Origin of the sequence: Ideonella paludis (assembly GCF_018069865.1) — a bacterium.
In the GTDB taxonomy this organism is placed as follows: domain Bacteria; phylum Pseudomonadota; class Gammaproteobacteria; order Burkholderiales; family Burkholderiaceae_C; genus Ideonella; species Ideonella paludis.
In genome coordinates, this window is sequence record NZ_JAGQDG010000001.1 from 282,643 (window position 1) to 308,442 (window position 25,800).

Here is a 25,800-nt window from a genome sequence, read left to right on the forward strand (position 1 = left end):
AACACCCCCTTCAGAGTCAGGTCTTTTGGCCGAAAAACCCGTCAGCGGTCTGCGTGGCAGGCCGCCCTTCAGACGGGAGTGAACGATGAGCGCAGCCCACGAGCTGGCCAGCCGCTGTGCGGTGCTATTGATTGAAGACCAGGCGCTGGTGCGCGACCTGGCCGCCCAGACCTTGCGCATGCGCCTGGGCTGCACGGTGGAAGCCGCGGGCACGCTGGCCGAGGCCCGGAAGCTGATCGACGCCCGTGGTGCGGACGCGCCCTTTTTTGTGGCGGTGGCCGACCTGCATTTGCCCGACGCCGACGCGGGCAAGATTCTCTCCACCCTGACCGCTGCTGACATTCCCGCCATCGGCGTGACGGCCAGCTTCGACAAAGACCTGCGCGAGTCCATGCTGCTGCGCGGCGCGGTGGACTATGTCATCAAGGACAACACCCAAGTCTTTCGCTATGTGGCCGACCAGATCCGACGCCTCTGGTGCAACCGCGGCCAAGCCGCGCTGGTGGTGGACGACTCCGCAGCGGCCCGCCAACTGGTGAAGAACTGGTTGGAGCGCCAGCAGCTCACCGTGTACTTGGCGGCCGACGGGCAAGAGGCGCTGGAGGTGTTCAAAGAGCACCCGGACATCTGCTTGGTGGTCACCGACTGCCACATGCCGCGCATGGACGGCTTTGGCCTGGTGGGCCAGTTGCGCCGCAAGCATGACCGCGAACACCTGGCCATCGTTGGCGTCTCGTCGAGCGACGACAACTCGCTCTCAGCCCGCTTCTTGAAGCTCGGCGCCAATGATTACCTGGGCAAGCCCTTCACCTATGAAGAGCTGTGCGCCCGCGTCAATCAGAACATCGCCATGCTCGACAGCGTGGCCACGCTGCGCGAGCAAGCCACGCGCGACGCCCTGACCGGCCTGTTCAACCGCCGCCATTTCTATGACCAAGCGCCGCTGCATGCCCGCAGTGCGGCGGTGAATGGCCAAGTCCATGCCACGCTGATGCTGGACATCGACTTCTTCAAAAAGGTCAACGACACCTACGGCCACCCGGCGGGCGACGCGGTGATCCGCCACATGGCACAACTGCTGGCCCGCCACTTCAATGACGGCTTGGTGGCGCGCCTGGGCGGCGAAGAGTTCTCGGTGATGCTCACCACCACACCCGCTGAGGCCAAAGCGCGGGCAGAGGCCTTCAGGCAAGCCCTGGAAGAGTCGCCCACCGCCCATGATGGCCGGGTGCTGAGCTGCACCTGCAGCGTGGGCCTGTGCCTGACGCCCGGCCTGCCCGCGCATGAGCTGCTGCAACGCGCCGACCTGCTGCTCTATGAAGCCAAGAGCAGCGGCCGCAACCGGGTGTGCGCCAGCGACGCGCCCTGAGCGGCACCCGCGCAGGCTTGGGCGCAGATGCAGCGCCCAAGCGGAGCAGAAAACAGGGCTGAAAAGCAAAAAAGCCAGGTCGTGAAACCTGGCTTTTTGCTGTGCGTTTGGAGCGGGATAAGAGGCTCGAACTCTCGACCTATACCTTGGCAAGGTATCGCTCTACCAACTGAGCTAATCCCGCATTTCTTTGGTGGCCTGGGGCGGAATCGAACCACCGACACGCGGATTTTCAATCCGCTGCTCTACCAACTGAGCTACCAGGCCACGAAAGACAGCTATTCTAGCACGACTTTTTGCGCTGTCTTGTTTTGTGAGGCCGCGTGTGCAAATTCAGGCGTCGCTCAGTGCGAACCGCCGCGTTTGTTGCGCGAGAGATCGACGCCCAATTGCTTGAGCTTGCGATAGAGGTGGGTGCGCTCCAGCCCGGTTTTCTCGGCCACGCGGGTCATGGAGCCGTTCTCGCGGGCGAGGTGGAACTCGAAGTAAGCCTTCTCGAAGGCATCGCGGGCTTCGCGCAGCGGGCGGTCCAGGTCAAAGCTCTGTTCACTCTGAGGGCCCAAATCGACGGGCATGCTGGGCAGGCCCATGCCGCCGGTCATGGCGGACTCCACCGTCAGGTCGGCCTCTAGGCGCTGGCCCGGCAGCACATTGACACTGATGGGGCTGATGCTGCCCAAAGCACCAGGCGCGCGGGCGGGTGCCTTGGCCAAGCCCTGCTCCACCGCACGCAGCAGCTTTTGCAAGGTGATGGGCTTTTCGAGGAAGGCGGTGGCACCGTACTTGGTGGCTTCAACCGCCGTGTCGATGGTGCCGTGGCCGCTCATCATGATGACGGGCATGTTCAGCTGACCGGTAGCGCCCCACTCTTTGAGCAAGGTGATGCCATCGACATCGGGCATCCAGATGTCCAGCAGAACCAAATCGGGGCGGCTGCGCTCACGCGCGGCTCTGGCCTGCGTGGCGTTTTCTGCGATCTCGATCGCGTGGCCTTCGTCGGTGAGGATTTCCGACAAGAGGGCCCGGATGCCCATTTCGTCGTCGACTACAAGAATGGTTGCCATGAAGTCCCTTGCCTGCGGGGTTTAGCTGGTGCCAGACCCCGGAAGGTGTCCCTGCTCTGCTGTAAAACTTGAAAATGATAACGAAACCTGCGCACCACCGGCCAATGCCTCGCTCCCGTCAGTGGGGGCCAAGTTTCCGATGCGAACGCGCGCGCCGTGTTCGTCAGCAATCTTCTTGACCACCGCCAGCCCCAGGCCGGTGCCCTTGCTCTTGGTGGTCACGTAAGGCTCAAAGGCGCGCTTGAGCACCTTCTCGCTGAATCCCGGCCCATTGTCCGTCACTTTAAGGCGAACCATTCGCGGGCGGCCATCCTCGAAGCGCGCCAGCTCGGTGCTGATCTGCACACGGGCGTCGCTGCGGCCCGACACGGCGTCCAAACCGTTCTGCACCAGGTTGTGGATGACCTGGCGCAATTGCGTCGGATCGCCTTGGATGTGCGGCAGCGCCGGCTCGCAGCGCGCCTGCAACTGCCCCAGGTCTTGCTCGTTGCCGTAGAGGGCCAGCACCTCGGCCACCAAGGCGTTCAGGTCAATGGCGGCCAACCGTGCTGCGGGCAGGCGCGCATAGTCGCGGAACTCGTTGACCAACTGCTTCATGGCCTGCACTTGGTTGACGATGGTCGCCACCGAGCGGTTGAGCATGGCGGCGTCAGTGGCCTCCAACTTGGCTTCCAGCTTGTGCTGCAAGCGCTCGGCCGAGAGCTGGATGGGCGTGAGCGGGTTCTTGATCTCATGAGCCAAGCGGCGCGCCACCTCGCTCCAGGCGGCCGAGCGCTGGGCGGACACCACTTCGGTGATGTCATCAAACACCATCAGCCGCGCGCCGCGCGGCAGGTCGGCGCCACGCACCAGCAAGGTCAGCACATCGTCGTCGGCCCCCACGCGCAGCTCAAACGCGTCTTGCCAGTGGTCGCGCTCACCGTCTTCTGGGCTTGTCTCATGCGCATCAAAGCGCTGCCAAACGGCTTGAGCAAAGGCCTCCAGCGCGGGCACCTCGCCCAAGCCGCGGCCCACATAGGCCGACAAGGGTGCCCGCAGGATGCGGGTGGAGCCGGGGTTGACGGTGTCGATGTGCTTGTCGCGGTCAAACACAATCACGCCCGCCGTGAGGTTGTCCAAAATGGTTTGGAGCCGGGTGCGAGCGCTCTCCAACTGCCGCAGCGAGGCTTCGGCCTGCTCGCGCGCGCTGCCCAATTGGCCCGTCATATCGGCAAAGCTGCGGGTCAGGCCGCCCAGCTCGTCGCGCGAGGCAAACACCGGCTTCACGCTCAGGTCGCCCGCCGCCACCTGGCGCATGCCCTCGGCCAGCAGCAGCAGCGGCTTGGCCAATTGGTTGCCCAGCACCACCGCCAGCAACACCGCGCCGAACACCGACAACACGAGGGAGAGCGTCAGCGTGCCGATGTACATGCGACGCAGACCATCACGCGCCAAGATGCGCTGCTGATAATCGCGGTAGGCAGCTTGGACGATCAAGGCATCGCGGGCCAAGGCCTCGGGCAAAACCCGCACCGCCATCAAGAAGCGCTCACCTTCGGGCACCAAGCTCAGGCTGTTGCTGGGCACGGGCACCAAAACGCGGACTCTGGAGACGACTTTGGGGCTGCCGCCCACTTCGTCCTCCAGGCCTTCCACCACGGTGGCGACCCGGCTGCCCCGGGCCTGGCGCAAGAGCAAGGCCGAAGGCCGCTCAAGCTCTGCATCGGCCTGGGTGCTGACCGTCACCAACATCTGCCCCGAGGCGCCCACGATGGCCATTTCCTGGGCGCCCAATTCCTCGCGCAGGCGCTCCAGCGCGGCCAATTCAGGCTCGCCATTGCGGCGCTCGCTCAGGCGCAAGGCTGCACTTCGCACCTTCTCGCCCATGTCGTCGGCCATCGCGTTCAAGGTGCCCTTGCCCAAGGCCAGGCCGGCATCCAGCGCGCGGGCCACCCGCACATCGAACCAGGCCTCCACACTGCGCGACACAAACTGGTAGCTCACCGTGTAGATCAGCGCGCCGGGCAGCACGCCCACCAGCGCAAAAATGCCGGCCAACTTGATGAGCAGGCGGCTGCCGAACTTGCCCTGGCGCAGGCGCACCACCAAGCGGACAGCCGCCACGAGGATGACCACCAAGAGCAGCGTGGCCACCACGGCATTGACCACGAACAGCCAACCAATATGGCGTTCATAGCGCTCAGGCCCTTGGGCCAAGAGTGACAGCAAAGCTGCCAGCACCAAGCCCAGCCCGGACGCCGCCAGCAGGGCAATGCCCCAACCCCAGCGCTTGGACGAGACCCTCATGTCAGTAGTCGATCTTCAGCTTGCGCTCAATCGCCAGCCGCCAATCAGCCTGCGCCGCCAGGTCGAGTTGCATGGGGCGCGGCAACTGGTTGGCGTCCAGCCGGTAGCTGAACTCCACCTCGTAGCGCTCACCCAGGTCCAACTGCTCGGGGTCGGCAATCTTCCAGTCGGTGGCCCGAGTCACGGTGGCCAGGGCCTCGCTCAGGCTGGGGAAGTTTTGGCTCAGCGCACCAAAGCTGACGCGCCAAGACGAGGTCAAGGGTTGGTACGACAGCCGCCACGTGCGCGAAGCCCGGGTGATGCGCTCATTGCGCCAATACCAGCGCACCCGGTTGACCTGGGCCTCGGCCACGAAATAGACCGGCACCCCGCGCTGCAGCGCTTCCTCCACCGCTTTGGACAGCGCCGGCTTGGCCACAAAGCTCAAGACCAGCGCGCCTTCTTGGCGCTCTAAGGTCAAGGTCGGCAGCTCCATGCTCTGCGCCTGCACCGCCGCACTGGGCAGCAGCAAGAACAGCGCCATGCACCACGCACCCATGGCCGCGGCCAGACCACGCGCAAGGCGGGTCGCCACAGCCAGCAGGGCAGCGAATGGGTTCACGTCAATGGCAGCAAAAGGGCAGACCGGTGGGGGTCAAACGGCGCTTCAGGATGTCGGTTTGTGCAACACCGCATAGAAGAAACCGTCGGCTGCGGCGACAGCCGTCGCAGCCGCGCCATTGTCCGGCAGCGGCAGGCAATGGCCAGGAGAGTCCGGGTCTAGCCGGGCTTGATCCTGGGGGATGCGTTGCAAAAATGCGTCGATCTGGTGCTGCCCTTCCGCCTTGAAGAGCGAGCAGGTGGCATAGACCAAGCGCCCGCCGGGCTTGAGCAGGGGCCACAGCGCGTCCAGCAACTCGGCCTGGGTGCGGGCCAGCGCCGTCACATCCTCGGGGCGGCGCAGCCAGGCAATGTCCGGGTGGCGCCGCACAATGCCCGAGGCCGTGCAGGGCGCATCCAGCAAGATCGCATCAAAGGGCTGGCCGTCCCACCACGTCGCGACCTGGCGCGCGTCAGCGGCCTTGAGCTCGGCGGTGGCGCCCACGCGGTCCAAGGTCTGCTTCACCCGAGCCAGGCGGCTGGCATCGGCATCCAAGGCCAGCAGGTTCAGGCTGGGCGCTCGCTCCAACAGGTGCGCGGTTTTGCCACCGGGCGCTGCGCACGCATCCAGCACACGAGCGCCAGCGGGCAAGCCTGCCCCCAAGACGAGCCCGGCCGCGCGCTGGGCCGAGAGGTCTTGCACCGAGACATCGCCCTGCGCAAAGCCGGGCAGGCGCTCCACCGGCCAGCCGCGATCCAGCACCACCGCATCATCAAAACCAGGCACGGCATGCGCGGCAATGCCGGCCTCAGCCAAGCGCGCCACGACGCTCTGCGGCGTGCCCCGGCCGCGATGCACCCGCAAGGCCATGGGCGGGTGCAGGTGCGCTTGCAGCAGCAGGGTTTGCCACTGCTCGGGCCAATCGCGGCGCACGCGCTCGATCCACCACAGCGGGTGGTTCCAGGCCGCCACCGGGTCTTGCTGGACCTTGGCCACCCAGACGTCGCGCTCACGCAAAAAACGGCGCAGCACGGCGTTCACAAAGCTGGCGGCCGCAGGCATGCGCTTGCGGGCCGCCGTGACGGCCTGATCCACCAAGGTGTGCTCGGGGTAGGGCGGGTTCTCATCGGGCCATAACAGGGCCAGCGCGGTGATCAGCAGCGCCTCGACATTGGGTGGCGGCTGGCGCGGTGCCAAGCCCGCCCGCACAGCCTGGGCCGCGCCCAGGCGGCGCAAGACGGCAAAGCTCAAGGCCTGAGTGCCACCACGCGCTGCAGGCGGGGCTTTGGCCAGCACATCGGTCAGCGAGCGACCCGAGCGCACGGCCTGCACGGCCTCGCTGGTCAGCTCCAAAAGCCGCGACAAAGGCGGCCCGGCATGAGGGGAAGGGGAAGTGTTTGACGCATTCACCCACTGAGTCTAGCCCCGCGCCCGCAAGGTCTTTGGCTTCTGCCCCACAATCAGCCCTCGATCACGCTCGTCAGGAGCCCGGCATGGCCGACCCCACTCAAGCCCCTTCCCGCCCTTCGGGCCTCATCTTGGATGAGGCCGATCTGGCCCAAATGCCCGCCTCCGAGCGGATCCGCTACCGCCTGGTGGGCGCAGATAAGCGCTATCACGCCAATGACAACATCTCGGCCTTTGTGCGCGAAGGCGAGCTCGCCGAGATCAAGGCCGAGGTCCAGGCCAAGATGGCCGAGGTGCTCAAGGCCCTGGTGATCGACACCGAGAGCGACCACAACACCCAAGAGACGGCCAAGCGCGTGGCCAAAATGTTTGTCGAAGAAGTGTTCCGGGGGCGCTATCAGCCCATGCCCGATGTCACCGAGTTCCCGAACATCTCGCGCTTGAACGAGCTGATGATCGTCGGCCCCATCACCGTGCGCAGCGCCTGCTCGCACCACATGTGCCCCATCATCGGCAAGCTCTGGATCGGCGTGCTGCCCAACGAGCACTCCAACCTGATTGGCCTGTCTAAGTACGCTCGCATTGCCGACTGGATCATGAGCCGCCCGCAGATCCAGGAAGAAGCCGTGATCATGCTGGCCGACACTTTGTTGGAACGCGTCAAACCTGACGGTTTAGCCATCGTCATGGAAGCCGATCATTTCTGCATGGCCTGGCGCGGGGTGAAAGACAATGACTCCGCCATGACCAATAGCGTGATGCGCGGCGCCTTCCTGAAAGACGCCAACCTGCGTCGCGAATTCCTGTCGCTGCTGCCCAAGAAGTCCTGAAGGAGCCCTTCATCATGCTGGTGCGTTTGATGTATTGCAGCCGAGCCACCTCGGCGATTGACACCGAAGAATTGGTCGGCATCCTGCGCCAGTCGCGCACCCAAAACCCCGAGCGCGGCATCACCGGCGTGCTGTGCTTGTCGCGCGGCATCTTCATCCAGGTGCTCGAAGGCGGCCGCGCTTCGGTCAACGCGCTCTACAACAAGATCGCCGCCGACCCGCGCCATGCCGAGGTCACCTTGCTGGCCTACGAAGAAATCGCCGAGCGCCGCTTTGCTGGGTGGTCCATGGGCCAGGTGCAAACCAACCGGCTCAACCCGGCCATGCTGCTCAAATACTCCGAGACCGCCACGCTGGACCCTTACGCCGTCTCGGGTGAGGCAACAGCAGCCCTGTTCGAAGAAATGATGGCGTCTGCGGCCATCATGGGGCAGAGCTAAGGCGACCCCTTCGCCTCGGTCGATCCCGACTGAATCAATCGCTCCATCCGCTGCTCTTTGAGTTTCTGGGCCTCCTCGGCCAGTTGGGCGCGGTCTTTCTGCAGCGCTTCAGCCGGGTTGAGGGCGGGCCGCTGAGGCGCGGGCGCCGGCACCGTTGGCATCACCGTCAGAGGGGGCAGCTCGGCCGCGGTGGCGCCGCTGGCAGGCGCGCGGTCGCTGTAGATGACGCGGCCTTGGGCGTCGGTGTGTCGGAACACCGGCGTGGGCTCGCTGCCTGTCCAGTGCCGCCATTGCGCAGCCATCCAGACCTGGGCTTGGGCGAGCTCGGCGGGCGCCCACCACCCAGCGGCTGCCAATACCAGCATCAGCGCGACGAGGGCCTTCCAGAGCGAGCTGCTGCGCATGGCGTCACAGCGAGGCCGTGGGCCTGAAGCCAAAGGGGCGCTGCAGCAGCCGCGTCGGGAACTCCTGCACCGCCGCGTTATAGGCGGCCGCCGCATCGTTAAAGCCCTGGCGGGCATAGCTCATGCGCGGCACCAGCTCCACCAATTGGCGGATCAAGGGGCGCACGGCTTCGGCACCCTCAAAGTCGCGGCGGTGCTCCAGCAGGGCTTGCAGGCGGGCCAAGGGCGAGGCCAGCTCGCTCTCGGCCAACTGCCAGGCTTGCAGGGCTGCGGCCAGATGCGGCTTGGCGCGCACCGCCCGCGCGGCCTGTTGCTGGCGCTCTTGAGCGGCAGCCAGCGCGGACAGCGTGGTGACCTCATCGGCCAAGGGCTCGCGCACCAGCTCCAGCAAAGAGTCGAGCGCTGCCGCGCGGCGCGCCAATTGCTCGTCGATCTGGCCCCAGGCCGCGCCGATGGCGCTGCGGAGCCGCGTCAGGCGGTTGTAGGCGCCCACCACCCAGAACAGCAGCACGGCCAGCAGCACGGCCCGCAGCAGCCACGCCCAAGACGAAAACTGGCTAGCCGCGTCCAGGCCGGCGCCGCTCATGCGCTGGCCCCCCCATGCTGCAGCCAATGGGTGTGGCCGGCCGCACGCAACTGGCAGGCCGGGCATTCGCCACAGCCATAGCCCCAAGGGTGGCGCGTGCCGCGCTCGCCCAGGTAGCAGGTGTGGGTGTGCTCGGCAATCAGCGCGTTCAAGGCCTCGCCACCCAGCTCATGCGCCAAGGCCCAGGTCTGGCCCTTGGTCAGGAACATCAGCGGCGTCTCCAGCGTCATGGGCGTGTCGAGCCCTAAGCTCAGCGCCACTTGCAAGGCCTTGAGTGTGTTGTCGCGGCAGTCGGGGTAGCCGGAGTAGTCCGTCTCGCACATGCCGCCCACCAGCACGCTGGCGCCGCGCCGGTAAGCCAAGGTGGCGGCAAAGCTCAGGAACAGCAGGTTGCGGCCCGGCACAAAGGTGTTGGGCAGGCCGTTGGCTTCCAGTTCAATGGCGCGGTTTTCCGTCAAGGCGCAGGCGGAGATCTGGCCCAGCAGGCTCAGGTCCAGCACATGGTCTTCGCCCAGCTTGGCCGCCCACTGCGGGAACTGGCGCGCCAACTCTTGGCGCACGGTCAGCCGGCAGTCCAGCTCAATGCGATGCCGCTGGCCATAGTCAAAGCCCAGGGTCTCGACCCGCGCAAAGCGCTGCAAGGCCCAGGCCAGGCAGACGGTGGAGTCTTGCCCGCCCGAGAACAGCACCAGGGCTGTGCGGTTTTGCGCGGCCATGACAGCTGCGCTCATTGCCGCACCTCGCCTTGGCCCAGAACCACCCACTTCATCGAGGTCAGCCCCTCCAGGCCCACCGGGCCACGGGCGTGGAATTTGTCGGTGGAGATGCCGATCTCGGCGCCCAGGCCATATTCAAAACCATCGGCAAAGCGGGTCGAGGCATTGACCATCACGCTGGCCGAATCGACCTCGCGCAAAAAACGCATGGCGCTGGGGTGGTGGGTGGTCAAAATCGCGTCGGTGTGGTGCGAGCTATAACGGTTGATGTGAGTGATGGCTTCATCCAGGCTCGCCACCACCTTGATGCTGATGATGGGGGCGAGGTATTCCTCGCTCCAGTCGCTCTCTTGGGCCTCGGTCAGCTGCGCGCCCGGCACGCCCGCCAGCAGCGCACGCGCCACCGGGCAGCAGCGCATCTCCACGCCCTTGGCCGCAAACACGGCGCCGATGCGCGGCAAAAAGGCCGCAGCGCTTTGCGCATGCACCAGCAGCGACTCGGTGGCATTGCACGGGCTGTACTTCTGGGTCTTGGCGTTCTCGGTCACCACCACCGCTTGCTCCAGGTCCACCTGCGCGTCGATATAGGTGTGGCAGTTGCCGTCCAAGTGCTTGATGACCGGCACGCGGGCTTCGTTGGCGATGCGCTCGATCAGGCCCTTGCCGCCGCGCGGGATGATCACGTCCACAAACTCAGGCATGGCGATCAACTGGCCCACGGCTGCGCGGTCGGTGGTCTGCACCAGTTGCACGGCGGCCTCGGGCAGACCCGCCTCGCGCAGCGCTTCCTGCACCAACTGCCACAGGGCGACATTGCTGTGAAAGGCCTCGGAGCCGCCGCGCAAAATGCAGGCGTTTCCACTCTTGATGGCCAGGGAGGCCGCCTCAATCGTCACGTTAGGGCGGCTCTCGTAAATCATGCCGAAGACGCCCAGCGGCACCCGCATCTGGCCCACGCTGATGCCGGTGGGGCGGCGCTTCACCCCCGTGATCTCGCCCACCGGGTCGGGCATGGCAGCCAGTTGCTCGCAGCCCTCGGCGACTGTGGCGATCACGGCAGGGCTCAGCTTGAGGCGGTCCACCAGAGGCTCGGCCAAGCCAGCGGCACGCGCCGCGTTCAGGTCTTGGGCATTGGCGGCGCTCAAGGGGCTGCCGGCCTCGCGAAGCAGGCGCGCCAAGTTCAGCAAGGCTTGGTTCTTGGCGCGGGTGGGCGCGGCGGCCATGGTGCGTGATGCCTCCCGGGCAGACGCCCCCAAATGGGACATGTGGGCAGAGACATCCATCGCAGTCATGTTCGTCGCGCAAAAAAGTCAATTGGGGGGCCATTGTCCCAAATCGCGCACATCCTCGCGCTGAAGGGGCGCGCTACACCCCACCGCGCATGACATGCTGCGCGTCGTCCCTTCGGCCTGTGCAGGCGTTAAGCCTGCTCTTTCACTCCAGAGAGCCTCATGAGACTTCATGCCCGCCACACTGCCCTTGCCCTGCTGACCGCCCTCGCCCTGGCTGGTTTGAGCGCCTGCGACCAAGAGCGCGTGGCCAAGCTCGAAGAAGGCGTGGCCAGCGAGTCCGATGTGCGCCAGCAGTTTGGCGAGCCCACCCGCACCGTCGAGCGGGCCGATGGCTCCAAGGTGCTGGAGTACCCGCGCCAGCCCGAGGGCACCACCAATTACGTCATCGAGATCGGCCCCGACGGCAAGATGAGCTCGCTGCGCCAACTGCTGCAGCCGGCCAACTTTGCCAAGGTGCAGCCAGGCATGAGCGACTTGGAAGTGCGCCAACTCTTGGGCCAGCCTGCCAAGACCCACCGGTTTGATCTCAAGCCCGACGAAACCATTTGGGATTGGCGCTTTCAAGACGGCCAAGAGCGCAAGGTCTTCAGCGTGACCTTTGGCAAAGACAAAACCGTGATCGCCACGGCCACGCAAGACGACCCGCGTGAGCGGGATGCGGGGCGCTGAGTCAGCCTATCAAGGGGTCAACACCCATAACCACAGCGGGACCGCCGCCACCAAGCTCAGCGTCGAGAGCACGATGGCTGCGGTGGTTTCGGCCTCTTGGGCGCGGTAGCGCTGGGCAAAGAGCAAGGCGTTGGAGCCCACGGGCAGCGCGGCCATCATCACGCACACATTCAGCGGCAGGCCGCTGAGGCCAAACACATAGCGGCCGGCCAGCCAGACGAGCAAGGGCTGGGCCAGCATCTTCAGCAGGGTCAGGCTCACCGCGTGGTGCAGGGGGCGGGGCAGGCCCAGATAGGCCAGGCTCATGCCGATCAGGGTCAGGCACAGCGGCACCACGGCCGCGCCCAAGAGCTTGAGCACCTCGTCCATGGCATCGGGGATGGGCCAGCCTGTGACGTTCCAGGCCAGGCCCAACAGCACGGGCAGCACCACCGGATGAACAATCGTGTTGCGCAGCGTGCCGCGCAGCAGCCGCCACAGGCTGGCGCGGCCTTGGGTGGCCGAGCCTTCGCGGGCGCGTGCGAGGGCCAAGTCGGCCTCGACCAACAAGGTGAGCATGGACAGCAAGACCAAGGCGTGCAGGCTGACCAGGGTCAGGTGCAGCCCTAAGCCCGCCTCGCCAAACAGGGCGGCCGCCAAGGGAATGCCAATCTGCACCGAGTTGCCAAAGCTCACCGTGATGGCCCGCGTGGCCGGGGCGGCCACGGGCAAGCCTTCAGCCTCACGGCGCCAGCGCTGCCAAGCCCAGACCGCCAGCATGATGGCCACGACCGGGATGAAATAAGCCGCCAGCATGTGCCAAGGCAAGGCCCCCAAATCAATGCGCGCGGTGGTGCGGAACAGCAGCGCCGGGGCGAAGATGAAGAAGGCCGCATTGGCCAGCACGCGGGCCGGGTCGGCCTGCTCATCGCCCAGCCAACGCAGCCGCCCCACGGCCCAGCCCAGGCCCACCACGGCCACCATGGCCAGCAGCTTGTAGAACAGCGCCAGCGTCATGCGCCAACGCCCCTCAAGCCGCTGTGAATGGTCACGCCTTGGCGGCCTTTTTGGCCGCCGCTTTCTTGGCCGGCACCTTGGCGGCGCGCGGCTCAAACTCGAAGCTGACCTTGCCTTCCTTCTTGTCAAAGGCCAGGAAAGCCTTGAACTTGCGGCGGGTCTTGTTGGAGACAAAGTTCTCCAGCAAATCGGTCTTGCCCGTCTCTAGCAGCTTGGCGAGTTGGGTGTGGTCCACCGGCTGGGTCAGGATGACCTTGCCGGTCTTGAAATCGCAACTGGGGCCAGGGCCCACGCTCTTCTCGCAAACGTAGTTGCTGCCATGCTCAAACACACTGCTGCCGCATTTGGGGCAAGCGCCCAGGGTGGTCTGAGCCGAGAAGTCCACCGCCTCGCCTTCTTCGGCCTGCTTGGCGTCTTCGCCAAAGTCGAACTCCAGCTTCCACTGGCTTTCCACCTCGTCATGGGCCAGCTTCAGCTCAGCCGTGAAGGGCCAACCGGCCTTGGAGCGGAAGCCTTCCAGCGGGCCGATCTTTTTATCGACCAAGAACTGCTCGACCTCGTGCAGCTCAAAGCTGCGGCCGGCCGGGATCTTGGTGATGGAGAAGCCACAGCCTTCTTCGGCGCCAGCACTTCCGGTACACGTGAAGCGGCGATAGTTCTCTTTGACCACGCCGCCGCAGTTGGGGCAAGGGGCCTTGAGGGTGGCGTAGTCACCAGGGATGGTGTCACGGTCGTACTCTTTGGCCTTTTTGACGATGCGCTCGGCCAGGCCCGCAATCGCCTTCATGAACTGGTCGCGCGAGAGGCGGCCGTGTTCCATCTCAGCCAACTGGTGTTCCCAGTTGCCGGTCAGCTCGGGTTTGGTCAGGTCTTCAATGTCCAGGCCGCGCAGCAGGGTCATGAGTTGGAAGGCTTTGGCCGTGGGCACCAGCTCGCGGCCCTCACGCAGCATGTACTTTTCCAGGATCAAGCCTTCAATGGTGGCAGCGCGGGTGGCAGGGGTGCCCAAGCCCTTTTCTTGCATCGCCGCCTTGAAGTCCTCATCGTCGATCAGCTTGCCCGCCCCTTCCATGGCCGACAGCAGCGTGGCTTCGGTGTAGCGCGCGGGGGGCTTGGTGGCCAAAGCGTTCAGGCTCACGCCTTCGTTGCTCACGCTCTCCCCGGGCTGCACGGCCACCAAGTTGGCGTCTTCGTCCTGCGCTTCCTTGCCATACACGGCCAGCCAACCGGGGTTGACCAGCACCTTGCCGTTGGTTTGGAAGTGGTGCTGCGCGCCAGCCGCCGCCACCTTGGTGATGCGGGTGGTGACCATGAATTCGGCCGAGGGGTAGAACACCGCCAAAAAGCGCTTGACCACCAGGTCGTAGAGCTTGGCTTCCAGCTCATTCAGCGCTTTAGGTGCTTGCAGCGTGGGGATGATGGCAAAGTGGTCTGAGACCTTGGCGTTGTCGAACACCCGTTTGCTGGGCTTCACATAGCCGGCCTTCAGCGCCTTGCTGGCATGCTGCGACAGCTCTTTGAGCGGCCCGGGCATGTCCTCATGCGCCAGCATCTCGAAGGTCTGCTTGACGGTGCCCAGATAGTCTTCAGGCAGGGCGCGCGAGTCCGTCCGGGGGTAGGTCAGCACCTTGTGCTTTTCATACAAGGCCTGGGCCAGGCTCAGCGTGGTCTTAGCCGAGAAGCCAAAGCGCGAGTTGGCCTCACGCTGCAGTGTGGTCAGGTCATAGAGCAGCGGGCTCGCCTGCGTGCTGGGCTTGGCTTCTTCGGTGACGACACCGGGCTGGCCTTTAACGGCAGCGGCAATGCCTTGGGCCTCGGCCTCACTCCACAAACGGTCGGCACGGCGGTCCGCGTCGTCGTTTTTCTTGAAGTTGGGGTCAAACCACTTGCCTTCGTACTCCCCTGCGGCAGCACCAAAGTCGGCCTTGATTTCCCAGTAGTTGCGGGCGATGTGCTTGCGGATTTTTTCTTCGCGCTCCACCACGATGGACAGCGTGGGGGTTTGCACCCGGCCCACCGTCGTCAGGAAAAAGCCGCCATCGCGGGAGTTGAAGGCCGTCATGGCGCGCGTGCCATTGATGCCCACCAGCCAGTCGGCCTCAGAGCGGCTGCGCGCCGCATCGGCCAGGCCGCGCATTTGCTCATCGCTGCGCAGCTTCTCGAACCCATCGCGAATGGCCTGCGGCGTCATGCTCTGCAGCCAGAGGCGGCGCACCGGCTTGTTCAGCGGGGTTTTGAGGTTGTCGGCGTACTGCACGATCAAGCGGAAGATCAGCTCCCCTTCTCGGCCCGCGTCGCAGGCGTTGATGAGTTCGGTCACATCCTTGCGCTTGACCAGCTTGACCACCGCCGCCAAGCGGGTCTTGGCTTTGTCGATGGGAGCCAGGTCAAAGTGCGGCGGCACCACGGGCAGGTGGGCAAAGCTCCACTTGCCGCGCTTGACGTCATATTCCTCGGGCGCCTTGATCTCCACCAAATGGCCCACCGCCGAAGTGACGACATAGCGGTCGTTCTCAAAGTAGTCGGCGGCCTTCTCGAACTTCCCTGCAGTCGGCGTCAACGCCCGCACGATGTCCTGCGCCACGCTGGGCTTCTCGGCAATGATCAGTGACTTGCTCATTCGTTTCTCAGGTTGACCTTCGGGGCACAGACAAAACGCCATGCCTACAATCGCAGCTCGCGCGCGCTTACGCGCACGCGCTCGCAGGTGTGCACGCACACACGCGCGCGCCCATGCTTTCAATGTACCTAATGAAATCGCCCACGCAAGCCAAGACGCCCAAGGCCCCCGCCGCCGACTCCACACCGCGCGAGCGGGCCAAGGGCGGCCGACGCATCCAGGTGCGCCGCAGCGGCGTGCATGGCCGGGGCGTGTTTGCCACCACCACCCTGGAGCCCGGTGAGCGGCTGATTGAATACACCGGCCAGCGCATCTCCTGGCAAGAGGCGCTGGACCGCCATCCCCACGACCCGCTGCAGCCTGACCACACCTTCTACTTCCAGATTGAAGGCGGGCAGGTGATTGACGCCCTCTACGGCGGCAATGCCTCGCGCTGGATCAACCATGCCTGCGAGCCCAACTGCAAAGCCGAGGAGACCGAGGACGGCCGCGTGTTCATCCACGCACTGCGGCCGATTGGCCCCGGCGAAGAGCTGTTCTACGACTACGGCCTGACCATTGACGAGCGCTACACCCCGGCCCTCAAAAAGCGTTATGAATGCCGCTGCGGCTCGCCGGAATGCCGTCGCACCATGCTGGCGCCCAAGCGGGCCCCCAGAAAAGCCAAGGGCGGATGATGCGCGCCACCTCCCCCACCCTGGCCAAATGGGGCACACCGGCCCTGTGGGAGACGCTCTCCCCGCTCTTGCCTGGGCTGAGCATTGAGGTGGTCGAGAGCATTGCCTCCACCAATGCCGAGTTGGTGGAGCGCCTGCGAGTGGTGGCCAGCAGCGGCCGCGACCGCCATGTGCGCGCCGATGACCTGAACCCCTGCCTGCTCGTGGCCGAGCAACAAACCCAGGGCCGGGGCCGCTTGGGCCGCACCTGGCAGTCTGCCCTGGGAGCCTCCCTCACCTTCTCTTTGAGCCTGCCGCTGCAGCGCGCCGATTGGTCCGGCCTGTCGCTGGTGGTGGGCTTGAGCGTGGCCGAAGCCTTGGACCCGGACGGCCAACATCTGGGCCTGAAGTGGCCCAATGACCTCTGGATCAAAGACGGCAGCCAGCGCAAGCTGGGCGGCATCTTGATCGAGGCCATCGGCGTCGGCGCCAGCCGTGTGGCCGTCATCGGTGTGGGCTTGAACATCCAATCCCTGGGGCAGAACATGGCCTCGCTCAGCGAGTTCCACCCCGGCGCCTCTGCGCCCTGGGCCTTGGGCCGGCTCATGCCCGTGCTGGTGCAGCGCCTGCTGCGCTTTGAGCAGCACGGCTTTGCAGAGGCCGCCGAGGCCTTTGCGCAGCGCGACATTCTGCGCGGCCGCCCCCTCACCACCACCGACCCCGCCTGCCCACAGGGCCTGGCGGAGGGGGTGGATGTGGACGGTGCGCTGGTCGTGCGGGGCCAGGCCGGGCCGCATCGCATCGTCAGTGGCGAGGTCAGTGTGCGCCCAGCGCCCCTGGCTCACTGAAAGGCCCTGAAGCATGCTGCGTGGCCTGGTCATTGCCTTGCTGATTGCCAACCTGGGGTTTTGGGCCTGGAAGCAACCCACCATTGCCCAAGCCTTGGGCCTGCCCCAACCTCAGGACCGCGAGCCTGAGCGCCTCTTGCGCCAGATCCGCCCAGACGCCATCCGTTTGCAGCCCCTGCCAGCAGCCGCCTCGGCCGCTCCGGTGACGGCAGCCTCGGCGCCCGCCAGCGTGGCGGCCAGCGCCGCCGCAGAAGCCGCCTCGTTCGATGGCCAGGCCTGCTTGGAGGCCGGCCCGCTGAGCCCGGCGCAGATTCCCACGGCCACCAAGGCCCTGGTGCAGGCCGGCGTGGCGCCAGGCGGCTGGGCCGAGATCCGGCGTGACATCCCGGGCCGCTGGGCGATTGCCATGGGCCGCTTTGAAAACCGCGAGCAACTCCAGCGCAAGCTCGCGGAGTTGCAGCGCTTGCAGCTCAAGACCACCGAGGCCACGGGCGACTTGGCGCCGGGGCTGATCTTGGGTGAGTTCAGCACCTCGCAAGCCGCCCAAGAGCGGCTCAGTCAGCTCAAAGAGCGCGGCGTGCGCACCGCGCGCGTGGTGGGCCTGACGGAAGGCCGCGTCGAGGTGCGGCTGCGGGCCGATCAACTCAGCCCAGCCGCCTTGAGCAAGCTACGCGCCTTGACGGCAGCGGATGCGCCGCTGCGCTGGCGCGCCTGCGAAGAGTAAGGCCAGCAGCGCCAGCATCAAGGCGGGCGCCTCCAGCGCCCCACCGCCCGCGCTGGCTGGCGTGGCACTGCCCACCTCGGGCTGCGCACCGGCACTGGGCTCGCGGTCTGGGCCCAGCGCCAAGGCCTGCACCAGCTCCGGCGTGTCCAGCTCCACCCACGACCATTGCGGGGCTTGATACACCAAGCCTTGCGCTTTGGCACGGGCATAGCGCAGGGCCTGCTCGGTGTCCAACATACCCGGGCCACAGGTTTGGCGGCTGCACAGGCAGCGGCCTGGGTTGGCGGCGCTACAGGTCTTCATGAGCCGAGAGCCGACATGCGGCCGGGCGCTGAGCTGCAAGCCGTCCACCAGTTCTTGGGCGGAGAGCTCCGGGTGAACGGACAGCATCAAGGCCAATGTGCCGCTGACCATGGGGGCGGCAAAGCTGGTGCCCACCAAGCGGCCATAGCTGCCCGCTGCCGGCCCTTGAGCGCCCTCGTTGTGCAGGGTTAAGAGGCCACCATCCGCCAGCAGCCGGCCCCAGGTGCCTCGGGTGTCATCGCCCCCCACCGTCGCCAAGCCCACCGCCGCACCGAAGTTGGCATAGCTGGCCTTGAATCCATCCCGGTTGAGCGCGGTCACACCCATCACCTTGTCGCAGTTGGCGGGCCGGGCGGGGTCGCCATGTTGGTTGCCCGCTGCCGCCACCACCACCACGCCGCGCTGCCACAGCTCATTCACCGTCGCTTGGTACTCGGCGTGGCAGGCGGCAGGGCCGCCAAAGCTGATGTTCACCACGCGGGCGGGGTGGGGGTTGAGCGGCACCCAGGCCGCGCAGCCGGAGCCGGGGTCTTGTGCTTGCTGCCAGCGCTGGCAGACCGACAGGCCGGCGGCCCAACGCATGCCGTCGATGATGTCGCGCACCGAGGCCCCGCACTTGCCGGCCACGCGGACCGGCAAGACCTTGCCTTGCCAGGTGAGTGCCGCCACGCCTTGACCGTTTTGGGTGGCCGCAGCCACCACGCCCACCACGCCGGTGCCGTGCCAGGTGCTGGCGCTGAGAGCGCAACTGCCGTAGCGCGCCGGGTCTTGGGCCTGATCGTCGGCACTGACCCAATCGCCGGGGTCGCTGGGGTCGGCGTCTCGGCCATCGCCGTCATTGGCATAGCCTCGGCCCAGGCGGGTATCCCAGTCCGAGACGAAGTCGTAGCCAGGCAGCAGGCGCTGCGCGGCCAGATCGGGGTGCACCGTGAGGCCGGTGTCCAGCACCGCCACCACGTCTTGGCTGCGGCCGGTGGACAGCGCCCAGGCACTTTGCACACCGGGCACGCCGCGACGGCGGTCGGCCAGCGGCACGCTGTTGCTGCCCGCGACGGTTTGCAGCCACCATTGGCCGCTGGCACCCGCAAACCACGGGTCGTTGGGCACCACCGCCTGTTGCAAGGGCTCGCGCACGTCCTCTTCGACCCACGCCACCTCCGGACGGGCGGCCAGCGCGGCCTTCCACTGTGCGGCTTGGGCCGGTGTCAGCGGCGCGGGGGGCACCAAGAGCTGTGAGGCGGCGCCCACAGGCTCCAGGCGCCAGTCGGCCAGGCCGCGCAAACCGGCCCCTTGCACGACGGCCTGCCAGCGCAGGCTGTGGCGCTGGCGCTGGGCCCGGTCGGCCTCCAGTGCGCTGGCGCGTTGGGGCGCCCTTTGCAAGGTGGGGGCCTCATGCAAGCGGACGATCAAGCCATGCACCACGGGCGCGGCAGGGCGCTCCGCAGCCACCACACTGGCAGCCAGGGCAGCCGTCACAAGGCCGCGCACGGCGGCGGACAACAAAGTCATGCGTTCGGGTCCAGCAAATGCCGGCACCCGCAACGCTGCGGGCGCCGTGAAGAGAAGTCTTCACGGCTTATCGACCAACGGCTCCCAAACCAAAGGGCAGTGAGAGGCGCTTGTGCGCCTGTGCTTCAGGTGCGGCGACGGCCCAGCAAGACAGCGCACAGCGCCAGCACCCAGAGGGCCGCAGGGCTGCTGGAGCCGCCGCCAGACTCCAGCACCGGCTGGGGGGCGGGCGCGCTGCCGATGGTCAGGGTTTGGCTGCTGACATGGCTACTGCCCAGGTCGTCCGTCACCGTGAGTTGCACCGTCACCGTGCCCGCCGCCACGGGGCTCAGTGTGGCCGTGACGGCGTTGGTCGCACCACTGAAACTGGCCAGGGTGCCGCCCGCGGTGATGGCCCATTGATAGGCCGTGAGCGTGCGCCCGGCCGCGGCCGTGCTGGACTGGCCATTGAGCAACACATTGACACCAATTTGTGGGCTGGCCGGTGAGAAGCTGAAGGAAGACGTCGGTGCAGCTCCTGACATGGAGGCCACTGCAGCGGCCGCGTTCAACAAGCCCGCACCACAGGTGCTGGTGGTGCAGTAGCACTCCGAATCTTGAGGGATCAGGCCAGGCGCTTGGCAGGCCGACACCCCAGCGCCCGCCCCACTGCTGGGGAAGGCCCGCGCGGTCGAGCGCAATGCGGCAATGACCTGCGCGGGGGTGACCTCGGGGTTGATGGCCTGCATCAGCGACACCGTGGCCGACACCAAGGGCGCGGCAAAGCTGGTGCCAATGGTGGCATCGGCACCCGAGGTGGTGTAGCTCGGTCCCACCGGCGTGGTGGTGCCGGTGTCTGAGGTGGAGAGCAGCGCGTAAAGGCAAGGGCCGGTGTCCTGGCCGCAGTTGCCCGCCGGCGCCGCCAAGGTCACTTCAGGGCCGAGGTTGGAGTAACCGACCTTGGTGCCTGCATGGCGAACACCCGCCACACTGACCACACCCGCGCAGTTGGCTGGGGCGCCCACGGCCAAGCCTTCGTTGCCCGCCGCCACCACCACCGTGGCCTTGACGGCCGCGAGCTGCGCCACCGCCTCGGTGTAGGCCGGAGTGCAGGCGCCGGAGCTGCCCAGGCTGAGGTTGATGACCTTGGCGGGATAGCTGTTGCTCGGGATGCCGGGCACGGCCAAACCCGCCGCCCACTTCATGCCTGCGATGATCTCGGAGTCAAAGCCCCCGCATTTGCCCAGCACGCGCACCGGTAAGACCTTGGCGTCCCAGGCCGCGCCGGCCATGCCCGTGCCGTTGTTGGTGGACGCAGCGATCAAGCCGGCCACCTGGGTGCCGTGCCAAGAGCTGGAGGACACCTCGCAGCCCTCAAAGCGGCTGGTGGCGGCCTCGGCGCTGGTGACCCAATCACCTGGGTCCTCTGGGTTGTCATCAGCCAGCGTGCCGTCATTGGCATAGGCCAAGGCATCGGCAGTGCTGTAGCCCGTGGCTGGGGCGCTGAAGCCCACAAAGTCATAGCCCGGCAGCAGCTTGCCCGCCAAATCAGGGTGCTCTTTGCGGATGCCGGTGTCCAGCACCGCCACCACCAGATTGCCGCCGCCCTTGGTGCGGTCCCAGGCCGCCTGGGCATTGATGGCCGATACAAAGGTGGTGTCTGGCGCACGCAAATACCACTGGCCCACGACCGGCGTGGTGGTGGTTTGATCAGCACGGAACAAGGGGTCGTTGGGCACGGCACGCACAAAGCGGCGGCGGTCTTCCACCACCCACTCCACATCCGGGTGCTGGGCCAAGGCCTGCACCAAGGCGGCGCTGCTCAGGCCGGGCGCCATCAGCACCTGCGAGCGCTCGCTCAAGGCGCGGCCGTCTTGCAGGCTGAGGCCCAAGCGTTGGCCAATGGCCAGCGCTTGCTGGGGGCCGGCCTTGGCAGCATAAGCGGTGGCCCTCAAGGCCGCCGCACCCGCGCGGTACTTGACGATCACGCGGCCTGGGGCTTCAAGCGCCTTCTGGGGCGGCGTCAACAGACCGCGCTCTGCCGCTTGCAGTGGGCTGGCCAGCAGCCCCAGGCTGAGGACGGACACCGCCCCCACCACCGCCAGAAATCGGCGTTGCGCCCGCTTAGCGTGCGTTGTCAGAGCTGCGTGCATCCCGGTCTCGCTCGAAAAAATCAAAGAACGAAGTCTAGGCGGAGGTCTATAACCCTGCGGCCAGGCTTCGTGACACATTGCAAGATTCTGCCCAGTGCAAACTGGCTTCATCCAAGAAAAAGGGCGCCCCGTTCGCACCGGGCGCCCCTTTTGGTCTGTCACCCCCTGGGTCGAGGGTGGTCAGCAATCACTTGGCGATGACGCGGGCCATCTCCAGGCACTTGTTCGAGTAACCCCACTCGTTGTCGTACCAGGACACGACCTTCACAAAGGTCTTGTCCAGGGCGATGCCGGCTTCGGCGTCGAACACCGAGGTGCAGCTCTCGCCACGGAAGTCGGTGGCCACCACCTTATCTTCGGTGTAGCCCAGCACACCCTTCATGGCGCCTTCGGAGGCGGCCTTCATGGCCTTGCAGATGTCGTCATAGCTGGCTTCGCTGTTCAGCTCCACCGTCAGATCCACCACCGACACGTCGGAGGTGGGCACGCGGAAGGCCATGCCGGTCAGCTTCTTGTTCAGCTCAGGAATCACCACGCCCACGGCCTTGGCGGCACCGGTGCTGCTGGGGATGATGTTTTCCAGGATGCCGCGGCCGCCGCGCCAGTCCTTGTTGCTCGGGCCGTCCACGGTCTTTTGCGTGGCGGTGGCTGCGTGCACCGTGGTCATCAGGCCGCGCTTGATGCCGAAGGTGTCGTTCAACACCTTGGCCACGGGGGCCAAGCAGTTGGTGGTGCAAGACGCATTCGAGATGATGGCTTGGCCGGCGTAGGTGGCGTGGTTCACGCCATAGACGAACATCGGGGTGTCGTCCTTGGACGGGGCCGACAGGATCACCTTCTTGGCACCGGCCTTCAGGTGGGCTTCGGCGGTTTCCTTGGTCAAGAACAGGCCGGTGGACTCGATCACGATGTCCGCGCCCACATCACCCCAAGCCAGCTCGGCCGGGTTCTTCACCGCGGTCAGGCGGATCTTCTTGCCGTTGACGATCAGGTTGCTGCCGTCGACCGAGACTTCACCCTTGAAACGACCATGCACGCTGTCGTACTTGAGCATGTAGGCCAAGTAGTCGGGCTCCAGCAGGTCGTTGATGCCGACGACTTCGATGTCGTTGGCAAAGTTCTGCACCGCAGCGCGGAACACCATGCGGCCGATGCGGCCAAAACCGTTGATACCAATCTTGATGGTCATGTCATATCTCCTTACTTGAACTGATAACAGGGAACTTGAAAAGTGGTGGAGTCGCCGAAGACTTTCCACTCGGCATCTTTAGGAAGCTGCAACAACAGATCAGCAAACCAATCGAGCAATGGCTTGCGGCGGGCATCGCTGTCACCGACCTGTCTCACCGTGTTGGGTCGGTACGGCATGAAGTACGTCAAACGCACATCAAAAGGACAAGCCATGTCAACACTGCTGCTAGGCAGTGTCGCCAATCGACTCTTGCTGCTCAATGCCAGCAACTCCTTGAAGGAAATACCCGGTTTGAAGCCATAGGCATCGCCCTCAAACTTGTACTTGTAGACAACCCGACCATGAAAGGGCTCCCCGTCGTAGCACGGCATACGCATCCCAGCAAACCACTCTTGAGTGGCCTCTTGAAGTAGCCCTAGCTCGGGAGGCGCCGTCACGGTGAAGCTCGGAGCCTCGTCCGCACTGGTGAATCGGTAGGTCACCAGCACTGCCCCCTGAACTTCCTCGCGCCGTGCGGCTGACGAGTACTTGGGGATCTTCAACCCCGTACGATGTTTGAGACAGGACCGAAGCACTTCCTGCTTCTTTGCTCGTTCAAGGTCATTGTTGAGGACAAAGGTCTCTCTACTGTCTTTCTTGAACTCGTACTCCCGCACCAGAACAAAGGGAAGGTCCGACGCTTGTGCACAAGGGACACGCAACTGCTTGACGTGCAGCAGCACGGACGCTTCAAAGCTGCGGTCATCGGAGGCTTTGATAACTTTGACATGCGGCGCCTTGTCTGGTGCCACAAAAGTCAGCTGCACCTTCACCTTGCCTTCAACGCCCTCTTTGTACAGCCCGAATGGATACTCCGGCAACTCCGGAGCACCAGCCTCTGCCACGGCAATGCAGGCTGCAGCCGGATGGGATTGGTCAAGATGCTCTTGACCATGCGCTGCACCGACCAGGCCAGCCCACAGCAGCACCATCCAAGTCGAAGCGCGCATCTGCACTGGCCCTCAGCGTAATCGAAAACGGACTGGGCGCCTTACTTGCCCAGCACCTTGCGCACCGTCAGCGCCAGGTTGTCGACGGTGAAGCCGAACAGCTTGAACAGCACACCCGCGGGGGCGGATTCGCCGTAGCGGTCCAGGCCGATCACGGCGGCGCAGCCGTACTTCCACCAGCCGTCCGTCACACCGGCTTCGATGGCGATGCGCGGCAGGCCCTTGGGCAGCACTTCGAGCTTGTAGCCCAGGTCTTGCCGGTCAAAGACCGTGGTGCTGGGCATGGAGACCACGCGCACGGCGATCTTGGCCTTGGCCAATTCGGCCTGTGCTTGCAGGGCCAGTTGCACTTCGGAGCCGGTGGCGATGATGACGGCTTGCGCCTTCTTCTTCAGGCCCACATTCACAGGCTCAGACAGCACATAGCCGCCCTTGGTGATGACGTCAGCGTCTTCCTTGGGGGCGTAGGGCAGGTTTTGGCGCGACAGCAGCAAGGCGGTGGGGCGATGCTTGTTGGCCAGCGCCATGGTCCAGGCGACGGCCGTCTCGGTGGTGTCAGCGGGGCGCCAGACATCGAGGTTGGGGATCAGGCGCAGGCTGGCGGCGTGCTCCACCGACTGGTGGGTGGGGCCGTCTTCGCCCAGGCCGATAGAGTCGTGGGTGAAGACATGGATGACGCGGCGCTTCATCAGCGCGGCCATGCGGATAGCGTTGCGGCTGTAGTCCGAGAAGGTCAGGAAGGTGCCGCCGTAGGGGATGAAGCCGCCGTGCAGGGCCACACCGTTCATGATGGCGGCCATGCCGAACTCGCGCACACCGTAGTTGATGTGGCGACCCCCCACGCCAGCGTCGTTCTTGACCACATCACCCGCCAAGTCAAAGCGCAGATTGGGCGTGGACTTGGTGTTGGTCAGGTTGGAGCCGGTCAGGTCGGCCGAGCCGCCCAGCAGCTCGGGCAGCGCAGCGGTGAAGACTTCCAGCGCGATCTGGCTGGCCTTGCGGCTGGCCACGGTCTCGGCCTTGTCGTGGGCGCTGCCCACGGCTTCGACGGCCACTTCGGCAAAGTTGGCGGGCAGCTCACCGGCCATGCGGCGGGTGAACTCGGCAGCCAGCTCAGGGAAGGCAGCGGTGTAAGCGGCAAAGCGGGCGTCCCACTCGGCCTGGTCAGCAGCACCCTGGGCGGTGCAATCCCAGGCGGCGCGGATGTCCTCAGGAATCACAAAGGGCTCTGCCGACCAGCCCAGGGCTTCGCGGGTGAGCTTGATCTCTTCGGCGCCCAGGGGCTCGCCGTGGGCCTTGGCCGTGCCAGCGCGGTTGGGCGAGCCCTTGCCGATGCTGGTCTTGCAGACGATCAGCGTGGGCTTTTCGGTGCTGAGCTTGGCTTGGGCAATCGCCGCGTCCACCGCGTCGGCGTTGTGGCCATCCACCGGGCCGATCACATTCCAGCCATAGGCTTCAAAGCGCTGGGGCGTGTTGTCGATGAACCAAGGGGCGACTTGGCCGTCGATGGAGATGCCGTTGTCGTCGTACAGGGCCACCAGCTTGTTCAGCTTCCAGGCGCCAGCCAGGGCGCAGGCTTCGTGGCTGATGCCTTCCATCAGGCAGCCGTCGCCCATGAAGACATAGGTGTGGTGGTCGACGATGGTGTGGCCATCGCGGTTGAACTCGGCGGCCATCAGCTTCTCGGCCAAGGCCATGCCCACGGCATTGGTGATGCCCTGGCCCAGCGGGCCGGTGGTGGTTTCCACGCCGGGGGTCACGTCCACTTCAGGGTGGCCGGGGGTCAGGCTGTGCAGTTGGCGGAAGTTCTTCAGCTCGTCCAGCGAGAGCGCGTAGCCGGTCAGGTTCAACAGCGCATAGATCAGCATGGAGCCATGGCCGTTGGAGAGCACAAAGCGGTCGCGGTCGGCCCACAGCGGCTGCTGGGGGTTGTGTCGCAGGTGGCGCGTCCACAGCGCCTGGGCCATTTCGGCCATGCCCATGGGCGCGCCGGGGTGGCCGGAGTTGGCTTGCTGCACCCCGTCCATGGCCAGGGCGCGAATGGCATGGGCCATCAAGGGAGGTTGGTTCTGGGCGGAAGTGGACATGCGGCGTCTCTCAGGCGGGCTGGCGGGGCGTGGGCCCCGAGAAGGAAGGGAGGGAAGGAGGAGAAAGGTGAGATTTTAGGCGAGGAGCGTCAGGGATGACC

At 65.7% G+C, this 25,800-nt stretch carries 22 protein-coding genes and 2 tRNA genes; 7 read left to right on the forward strand and 17 right to left on the reverse strand.

Annotated elements, in window-relative coordinates:
* The first annotated feature begins 85 nt into the window (after positions 1–85).
* Positions 86–1,369 carry a response regulator gene (locus tag KAK11_RS01170; RefSeq protein ID WP_210805329.1) on the forward strand — a complete coding sequence of 428 codons (1,284 nt, stop codon included), beginning with the start codon at positions 86–88 and terminating at the stop codon, positions 1,367–1,369.
* Between the two features lie 108 nt (positions 1,370–1,477).
* Here KAK11_RS01170 and KAK11_RS01175 read toward each other — a convergent pair.
* The 6 genes from KAK11_RS01175 to rsmB all read right to left on the reverse strand — a co-directional run bounded on the left by KAK11_RS01175 (position 1,478) and on the right by rsmB (position 6,664).
* Positions 1,478–1,553: transfer RNA gene (locus KAK11_RS01175), tRNA-Gly, on the reverse strand.
* 7 nt (positions 1,554–1,560) lie between these two features.
* A tRNA-Phe gene (locus KAK11_RS01180) sits at positions 1,561–1,636 on the reverse strand.
* Positions 1,637–1,713: 77 nt separating this feature from the next.
* Positions 1,714–2,433, reverse strand: a complete 720-nt coding sequence (locus KAK11_RS01185; RefSeq protein WP_210805331.1) for a response regulator — start codon at positions 2,431–2,433, stop codon at positions 1,714–1,716.
* A 21-nt stretch (positions 2,434–2,454) separates the two neighbouring features.
* The gene (locus tag KAK11_RS01190) at positions 2,455–4,719 is read right to left on the reverse strand and encodes a sensor histidine kinase (RefSeq protein WP_210805333.1); all 2,265 of its coding nucleotides are present in this window, start codon (positions 4,717–4,719) and stop codon (positions 2,455–2,457) included.
* Between the two features lies 1 nt (position 4,720).
* Complete coding sequence (locus KAK11_RS01195; protein WP_310737721.1) at positions 4,721–5,320, reverse strand: DUF4390 domain-containing protein; 600 nt, start codon at positions 5,318–5,320, stop codon at positions 4,721–4,723.
* Positions 5,321–5,365: 45 nt separating this feature from the next.
* A complete protein-coding gene (rsmB, locus tag KAK11_RS01200) occupies positions 5,366–6,664 on the reverse strand; it encodes a 16S rRNA (cytosine(967)-C(5))-methyltransferase RsmB (RefSeq protein WP_246498190.1) in 1,299 nt (432 codons plus the stop codon).
* A gap of 197 nt (positions 6,665–6,861) precedes the next feature.
* Here rsmB and folE point away from each other — a divergent pair, with 197 nt between their 5' ends.
* Entirely contained in the window at positions 6,862–7,536 is a 675-nt protein-coding gene (gene folE, locus KAK11_RS01205) for a GTP cyclohydrolase I (RefSeq protein WP_246498300.1), read from the forward strand.
* Positions 7,537–7,550: 14 nt separating this feature from the next.
* The gene (locus KAK11_RS01210) at positions 7,551–7,976 is read left to right on the forward strand and encodes a BLUF domain-containing protein (RefSeq protein WP_210805339.1); all 426 of its coding nucleotides are present in this window, start codon (positions 7,551–7,553) and stop codon (positions 7,974–7,976) included.
* Here KAK11_RS01210 and KAK11_RS01215 read toward each other — a convergent pair.
* Genes KAK11_RS01215 through KAK11_RS01230 form a run of 4 tightly spaced genes read right to left on the reverse strand, consistent with a single transcriptional unit; the run spans position 7,973 to position 10,974 of the window.
* On the reverse strand, positions 7,973–8,380 hold the full coding sequence (locus KAK11_RS01215) for a DUF4124 domain-containing protein (protein WP_210805341.1): 408 nt from the start codon (positions 8,378–8,380) through the stop codon (positions 7,973–7,975). The genes KAK11_RS01210 and KAK11_RS01215 overlap by 4 nt on opposite strands.
* A gap of 4 nt (positions 8,381–8,384) precedes the next feature.
* Positions 8,385–8,966: a LemA family protein gene (locus tag KAK11_RS01220; protein ID WP_210805343.1), complete on the reverse strand. Its 582-nt coding sequence runs from the start codon at positions 8,964–8,966 to the stop codon at positions 8,385–8,387.
* Positions 8,963–9,682 carry a 7-cyano-7-deazaguanine synthase QueC gene (gene queC / locus KAK11_RS01225; protein WP_210806587.1) on the reverse strand — a complete coding sequence of 240 codons (720 nt, stop codon included), beginning with the start codon at positions 9,680–9,682 and terminating at the stop codon, positions 8,963–8,965. The genes KAK11_RS01220 and queC overlap by 4 nt, the downstream gene beginning before the upstream one ends.
* 11 nt (positions 9,683–9,693) lie before the next feature.
* Positions 9,694–10,974, reverse strand: a complete 1,281-nt coding sequence (locus tag KAK11_RS01230) for a glutamate-5-semialdehyde dehydrogenase (protein ID WP_210805345.1) — start codon at positions 10,972–10,974, stop codon at positions 9,694–9,696.
* Between the two features lie 159 nt (positions 10,975–11,133).
* On the opposite strand from KAK11_RS01230, the gene bamE reads away from it, so the two are divergent.
* Positions 11,134–11,643, forward strand: coding sequence for an outer membrane protein assembly factor BamE domain-containing protein (gene bamE / locus KAK11_RS01235; RefSeq protein ID WP_210805347.1), 510 nt, complete (start codon positions 11,134–11,136; stop codon positions 11,641–11,643).
* Between the two features lie 9 nt (positions 11,644–11,652).
* Here the strand turns inward: bamE and KAK11_RS01240 are convergent, their stop codons facing one another.
* Together KAK11_RS01240 and KAK11_RS01245 are read right to left on the reverse strand one after the other, a co-directional pair.
* A complete protein-coding gene (locus tag KAK11_RS01240; RefSeq protein WP_210805349.1) occupies positions 11,653–12,639 on the reverse strand; it encodes an AEC family transporter in 987 nt (328 codons plus the stop codon).
* Between the two features lie 31 nt (positions 12,640–12,670).
* Positions 12,671–15,259, reverse strand: a complete 2,589-nt coding sequence (locus KAK11_RS01245; protein ID WP_210805350.1) for a DNA topoisomerase III — start codon at positions 15,257–15,259, stop codon at positions 12,671–12,673.
* A 131-nt stretch (positions 15,260–15,390) separates the two neighbouring features.
* Here KAK11_RS01245 and KAK11_RS01250 point away from each other — a divergent pair, with 131 nt between their 5' ends.
* From KAK11_RS01250 to KAK11_RS01260, 3 genes are read left to right on the forward strand one after another with little or no spacing between them, the layout of a single operon-like run.
* A complete protein-coding gene (locus KAK11_RS01250; protein WP_210805352.1) occupies positions 15,391–15,936 on the forward strand; it encodes an SET domain-containing protein in 546 nt (181 codons plus the stop codon).
* Positions 15,936–16,763: a biotin--[acetyl-CoA-carboxylase] ligase gene (locus KAK11_RS01255; RefSeq protein ID WP_210806589.1), complete on the forward strand. Its 828-nt coding sequence runs from the start codon at positions 15,936–15,938 to the stop codon at positions 16,761–16,763. The genes KAK11_RS01250 and KAK11_RS01255 overlap by 1 nt, the downstream gene beginning before the upstream one ends.
* 13 nt (positions 16,764–16,776) lie before the next feature.
* A complete protein-coding gene (locus tag KAK11_RS01260; RefSeq protein WP_210805354.1) occupies positions 16,777–17,487 on the forward strand; it encodes an SPOR domain-containing protein in 711 nt (236 codons plus the stop codon).
* Here the strand turns inward: KAK11_RS01260 and KAK11_RS01265 are convergent.
* The 5 genes from KAK11_RS01265 to tkt form a co-directional block, all read right to left on the reverse strand.
* Positions 17,431–19,299 (reverse strand): S8 family peptidase, encoded by a 1,869-nt coding sequence (locus KAK11_RS01265; protein ID WP_210805356.1) that lies wholly within the window; start codon positions 19,297–19,299, stop codon positions 17,431–17,433. The genes KAK11_RS01260 and KAK11_RS01265 overlap by 57 nt on opposite strands.
* Positions 19,300–19,424: 125 nt before the next feature.
* Positions 19,425–21,431, reverse strand: coding sequence for a S8 family peptidase (locus KAK11_RS01270; protein ID WP_210805358.1), 2,007 nt, complete (start codon positions 21,429–21,431; stop codon positions 19,425–19,427).
* A gap of 187 nt (positions 21,432–21,618) precedes the next feature.
* Positions 21,619–22,620, reverse strand: coding sequence for a type I glyceraldehyde-3-phosphate dehydrogenase (gene gap / locus KAK11_RS01275; RefSeq protein ID WP_210805360.1), 1,002 nt, complete (start codon positions 22,618–22,620; stop codon positions 21,619–21,621).
* Positions 22,621–22,631: 11 nt separating this feature from the next.
* Complete coding sequence (locus KAK11_RS01280; RefSeq protein WP_210805362.1) at positions 22,632–23,612, reverse strand: energy transducer TonB; 981 nt, start codon at positions 23,610–23,612, stop codon at positions 22,632–22,634.
* Between the two features lie 41 nt (positions 23,613–23,653).
* The gene (gene tkt, locus KAK11_RS01285) at positions 23,654–25,699 is read right to left on the reverse strand and encodes a transketolase (RefSeq protein WP_210805364.1); all 2,046 of its coding nucleotides are present in this window, start codon (positions 25,697–25,699) and stop codon (positions 23,654–23,656) included.
* Positions 25,700–25,800 lie beyond the last annotated feature (101 nt).

Bases quoted from the DNA above. Each gene is read 5' to 3' on its own strand.
- KAK11_RS01170 (WP_210805329.1), top strand. From the start codon at position 86: ATGAGCGCAGCCCACGAGCTGGCCAGCCGCTGTGCGGTGCTATTGATT.
- KAK11_RS01185 (WP_210805331.1), bottom strand. From the start codon at position 2,433: ATGGCAACCATTCTTGTAGTCGACGACGAAATGGGCATCCGGGCCCTC.
- KAK11_RS01190 (WP_210805333.1), bottom strand. From the start codon at position 4,719: ATGAGGGTCTCGTCCAAGCGCTGGGGTTGGGGCATTGCCCTGCTGGCG.
- folE (WP_246498300.1), top strand. From the start codon at position 6,862: ATGCCCGCCTCCGAGCGGATCCGCTACCGCCTGGTGGGCGCAGATAAG.
- KAK11_RS01210 (WP_210805339.1), top strand. From the start codon at position 7,551: ATGCTGGTGCGTTTGATGTATTGCAGCCGAGCCACCTCGGCGATTGAC.
- KAK11_RS01215 (WP_210805341.1), bottom strand. From the start codon at position 8,380: ATGCGCAGCAGCTCGCTCTGGAAGGCCCTCGTCGCGCTGATGCTGGTA.
- KAK11_RS01220 (WP_210805343.1), bottom strand. From the start codon at position 8,966: ATGAGCGGCGCCGGCCTGGACGCGGCTAGCCAGTTTTCGTCTTGGGCG.
- queC (WP_210806587.1), bottom strand. From the start codon at position 9,682: ATGGCCGCGCAAAACCGCACAGCCCTGGTGCTGTTCTCGGGCGGGCAA.
- KAK11_RS01230 (WP_210805345.1), bottom strand. From the start codon at position 10,974: ATGACTGCGATGGATGTCTCTGCCCACATGTCCCATTTGGGGGCGTCT.
- bamE (WP_210805347.1), top strand. From the start codon at position 11,134: ATGAGACTTCATGCCCGCCACACTGCCCTTGCCCTGCTGACCGCCCTC.
- KAK11_RS01240 (WP_210805349.1), bottom strand. From the start codon at position 12,639: ATGACGCTGGCGCTGTTCTACAAGCTGCTGGCCATGGTGGCCGTGGTG.
- KAK11_RS01245 (WP_210805350.1), bottom strand. From the start codon at position 15,259: ATGAGCAAGTCACTGATCATTGCCGAGAAGCCCAGCGTGGCGCAGGAC.
- KAK11_RS01250 (WP_210805352.1), top strand. From the start codon at position 15,391: ATGAAATCGCCCACGCAAGCCAAGACGCCCAAGGCCCCCGCCGCCGAC.
- KAK11_RS01255 (WP_210806589.1), top strand. From the start codon at position 15,936: ATGCGCGCCACCTCCCCCACCCTGGCCAAATGGGGCACACCGGCCCTG.
- KAK11_RS01260 (WP_210805354.1), top strand. From the start codon at position 16,777: ATGCTGCGTGGCCTGGTCATTGCCTTGCTGATTGCCAACCTGGGGTTT.
- KAK11_RS01265 (WP_210805356.1), bottom strand. From the start codon at position 19,299: ATGACTTTGTTGTCCGCCGCCGTGCGCGGCCTTGTGACGGCTGCCCTG.
- KAK11_RS01270 (WP_210805358.1), bottom strand. From the start codon at position 21,431: ATGCACGCAGCTCTGACAACGCACGCTAAGCGGGCGCAACGCCGATTT.
- gap (WP_210805360.1), bottom strand. From the start codon at position 22,620: ATGACCATCAAGATTGGTATCAACGGTTTTGGCCGCATCGGCCGCATG.
- KAK11_RS01280 (WP_210805362.1), bottom strand. From the start codon at position 23,612: ATGCGCGCTTCGACTTGGATGGTGCTGCTGTGGGCTGGCCTGGTCGGT.
- tkt (WP_210805364.1), bottom strand. From the start codon at position 25,699: ATGTCCACTTCCGCCCAGAACCAACCTCCCTTGATGGCCCATGCCATT.